Origin of the sequence: Agromyces binzhouensis (assembly GCF_004135055.1) — a bacterium.
Taxonomy (GTDB): domain Bacteria; phylum Actinomycetota; class Actinomycetes; order Actinomycetales; family Microbacteriaceae; genus Agromyces; species Agromyces binzhouensis.
This window is the reverse complement of record NZ_SDPL01000314.1, coordinates 1-3,778: the sequence shown is the minus strand read 5'-3', so window position 1 is coordinate 3,778 and position 3,778 is coordinate 1. Positions and strand designations below refer to the sequence as shown.

The following is a 3,778-nucleotide window of genomic DNA, read 5'->3' as shown; positions in this document are numbered from 1 at the left end:
TACACTTTTCCCTACACGACGCCTTCCGTTACACGCTGCGCCCGATGCCGCGGGAGCGGCGCGCGGTGCTCGACCGGCTCGCCGGGGCCCGGCGCCGTTTCCAGGTGCACGCACTGGTCGAGCTCGACGTCGGCGAGGCCGCCTCCCGGCTCGCGGTCGTCGATCCGCACGTGTCGTGGACGGGGTTCGTCATCGCCTCCCTCGCGCGCGCGGTCGCGCAGCATCCCGACGTCAACGTCCGCCGCGCGGGCGGGCGGGTCCTGGCCTTCGACCACGTCGACATCGGGTCCACGGTCGAGCGGCAGTGGGCGGGCCGCGCGATCCTCGACATCGTCACCGTCCACGGCGCCGACCGGATGGCGCCGGCCGAGATCACGGAACTCCTGCACGCGGTCAAGACGGGACCGGGCGTGGACCACCGCCCGAGGGGCGCGATGCGTGCCGTCCTCGCACTGCCCGGGCCGCTCCGGCGCACCGCGATCCGCATCGCCGGGACCGTTCCCGGTGTCGCCGCCGCGTTCGGCCCGGCGGTCGGCGTGACGTCGATCGGCATGTTCTCGCGCAGCTGGGGCTGGGCCGTGCCGCTCGCCCCGCTGACCGTGATCGCGACGGTCGGCGGCGTCGCCGATCGCGCCGTCGTCCGCGACGGACGCGTCGTGGCGCGACCCATGCTCCCGATCACGCTGAGCTTCGATCACGCCCTCATCGACGGGGCCCCGGCCTCCCGGTTCACCGAGACGCTGCGCCGGACGATCGAGGACGCGTCGGTACTCGGCTGATAGCCTCGCCCCAGCGGCCGTGACGACCAGCATCCGTGACGCCGGTGAGCGCGCGCGGAAGGGTCGAGCCCATGAGCAGCAGCAGACTCCTGATCTACGGGGCCTACGGGTACACCGGCGATCTCATCGCCCGGTCCGCGGTCGCGCGCGGGTGGTCCCCGATCGTGGCCGGCCGGAATGCCGCCCGGGTGGAATCGCTCGCCCGAGAGCTGGGCGTGGAGGGACGTTCCTTCGACCTGGGTGCCGCGCAGGAACACCTCGAGGGCGTCGACGTGGTGCTGCACTGTGCCGGCCCCTTCTCGGCGACGGCGGCGCCGATGATGGCGGCCTGCCTCTCGACCGGCACCCACTACCTCGACATCACCGGTGAGATGGACGTCTTCGAGCACGCCATCTCGTTGACCCAGGAGGCCTCGGAGGCCGGGGTCGTGCTGTGCCCGGGAGTGGGCTTCGACGTCGTCCCGACCGACTGCCTGGCGGCACGCCTGGCCGAGGAGCTCCCGGACGCCACGCGGTTATCGCTGGCGATCCTCGGACCGCCCTCCCTGTCGCCGGGAACGGTGAAGACCCTGATCGAGGGCATGGCGGTCAGCGCCAGACGTCGCGTGGGCGGCGTGATCGAAGCAGTGGAGTTCGGCTCCGACATCCGCATGATCGACTTCGGGGACGGGCCGACCCAATCGGCCAACGCGACCGTCGCCGACCTGTCGTCGGCGTTCCGCTCGACCGGGATCGAGAACATCACGACCTACGCCGCCGTGTCGGACGCGCAGGTGAGGCAGTTCCGGATGCTGTACGGCATCCGCCGGCTGGTCCGGCTCGCGCCCGTGTCGCGACTGCTCACGAAGCTCGCGGCGCCTGCCCACGGTCCTGACGCAGCCGAACGTGCAGCCCAGCCCAGTGCGGTGTGGGGTGAAGTCGAGAACGCTGCCGGCGAGACGCGGGTCGGGCGGATCAGGCTGGCGAACTCCTACACCCTGACCGTCGACTCCAGCCTCGGCCTGGCACAGCACCTGCTCGAGCAGGCGCCTGCTGAGGGCGGCACCTGCACTCCGTCCCAGCTGGTGGGCTGGCAGTTCGTCGAACGCCTCCCCGGAAGCGAACCGATCGCGGTGAGCGTGCTGCAGCGCTGAGCACGGCACCGGCTTCGGGTCGACGGCTCACGAGGGCGTGCGAGCGGATGCCTCGGCACGGCGGCGCACGGCACGGAGCATCCGTCGCGTCGCCGCCCGATGCAGGCCGAACCCCATGAGCATCGTCCGGTACGCGGCGCCCCGCATGCCGGGGAACACGGCCCTCGTCTCGGCGCGGAGCCGGCTCCGCTCGGGCGCGAGCTCGTCGATGCGGAACACGAGCTCGTAGTCGGAGAACCGGTGCCGCCCCGCGAGCGCGAGTCGCGCGGGCGGTTCGGCGGCGACCACGTGGAAGCCCGGGACGATCGCACCGGGCGCCGGCATCGCGGGCCCGCCCCTCGAGGTGTCCTCGGCTCCGAGCATGCGCGCGAACCGGGCGGATGCCGCATGCGCGAGCAGCTCGCCGAGGGCGCGCCACACGGCATCGCGACCGGCCGCGACGTCGACCGCGTGCTCGTCCACGTGCGGGAGCGGGTCGACGACGCCGGCCCGGCGAAGGTAGGTGACGAGGTGGGTCGTGACCCGGAGACGGTGCAGTTCCCCCGGGGCGAACCAACGCGCGTCGGCGGCGTCGTCGCCGGCCTCCAGGTTGCCGCCCACGACCGTCGCAGCGAAGTCGTGGATGTCGAACTCCCGCCCATCCGCGGTCGGCAGCCGGAGGCTCCACAGCTCCCGGCCCACGACCACGCGCAGCCCGGTCTCCTCGAGCACCTCGCGCGCCGCGGCATCCGCGAACGACTCCCCCGGTTCGAGGCGCCCGCCGGGAACCGACCACCGGCCGCGCTGCGGCGCCGCCCCGCGCCTGACGAGCAGCACCCGCCCGTCGTCGTCGGTGATCACCGCCCCCGCGGCCGGCACGACGTCCATGGCCTCACGATACGGCCGGGGATCCGACTGGAACGCGGAAGTCCCGGCAGATCGGTCGATCTGCCGGGACTTCCTTCGGTCGGGCTGACAGGATTTGAACCTGCGACCCCTTGACCCCCAGTCAAGTGCGCTACCAAGCTGCGCCACAGCCCGATGCCCTCAGCGTCTCCGTCGAAGGCAACTCGACCATCATAGCGGCATCCGAAGGGGTGCTCGTGCACACGGCGAGGCGCTGTGGACCGCGGCGACCGCGCGAGCGGGGCCCGTTCGCGAACCCGACGGAGCCTCAGATGTGGCGCCGCACCGCGGCCATGAATCCGTCCACGTCGTCGACCCAGATCCGCACCTCGTCGACGACCTGCTCGCCGCCCTTCGGCGCCGTTCCGGGCAGCCGCACGAGCGTCGGCCGCTCGAGCTCGATAGCCACGGCGGTCTCGTGCTGCATCCGGAGCGACAGCGTGCGCGCGCCATCCGCCTCGGTGATCCTCGGCGTCTTGGGCTCGTCGACGCGCTTGACGCGCGCGACGGACGCGATGTCGTCCCAGGTGAGCAGCACGTCGGTCTCGAGTCCCTCGCGCACGCGGATGCCCTCGGGCCCGACGGTGTGCGGTCGCATGAGGTAGGCGGCGAGCAGCCCGATCATCCACGTGAGGCCCCAGATGCCGGCGATGAGCACGACGATGCGGACGACCGGCCAACGGTGCACGATCAGGTCGAGGATGGGGATCTCGACGGCCGACAGCACGATGAAGATCCAGAGGATCGTGATCACGGGCGCGTGGTAGCCGAAGCCGGTCGCGCCGGGCGCGATCGCCGGCCGCCGGGCGATGAGCCGGCCGATGCTCGCGTAGATGCGCAGCTCGAGCCTCAGCGCCCGTCGGGCGACGCCTCCGATGCGGTGGGCGACGGATGCCGCGGGTGCGCGATCGACGTCGACGCTCATCGCTCGACTCCCGCGCGGGCGGCGGCACGGCCGGCCTCCGCGGTCTCGACGAGGTC

The 3,778-nt window shown here is 72.6% G+C and carries 4 protein-coding genes and 1 tRNA gene; 2 read left to right on the top strand and 3 right to left on the bottom strand.

The features are described 5' to 3' along the window. A partial coding sequence (locus ESO86_RS13215; protein ID WP_207207132.1) for a 2-oxo acid dehydrogenase subunit E2 occupies positions 1–779 on the top strand: 779 nt, incomplete at its 5' end. 71 nt (positions 780–850) lie between these two features. Then, on the top strand, positions 851–1,912 hold the full coding sequence (locus tag ESO86_RS13210; protein WP_129235440.1) for a saccharopine dehydrogenase family protein: 1,062 nt from the start codon (positions 851–853) through the stop codon (positions 1,910–1,912). A 27-nt stretch (positions 1,913–1,939) separates the two neighbouring features. Here ESO86_RS13210 and ESO86_RS13205 read toward each other — a convergent pair whose 3' ends face one another. From ESO86_RS13205 to ESO86_RS13195, 3 genes are all read right to left on the bottom strand, one after another. Beyond that, positions 1,940–2,779 (bottom strand): NUDIX hydrolase, encoded by an 840-nt coding sequence (locus ESO86_RS13205; RefSeq protein ID WP_129235439.1) that lies wholly within the window; start codon positions 2,777–2,779, stop codon positions 1,940–1,942. A 79-nt stretch (positions 2,780–2,858) separates the two neighbouring features. Next, positions 2,859–2,932: transfer RNA gene (locus ESO86_RS13200), tRNA-Pro, on the bottom strand. 133 nt (positions 2,933–3,065) lie between these two features. Continuing rightward, positions 3,066–3,722 carry a hypothetical protein gene (locus tag ESO86_RS13195; protein WP_129235438.1) on the bottom strand — a complete coding sequence of 219 codons (657 nt, stop codon included), beginning with the start codon at positions 3,720–3,722 and terminating at the stop codon, positions 3,066–3,068. Between the last annotated feature and the right edge of the window lie 56 nt (positions 3,723–3,778).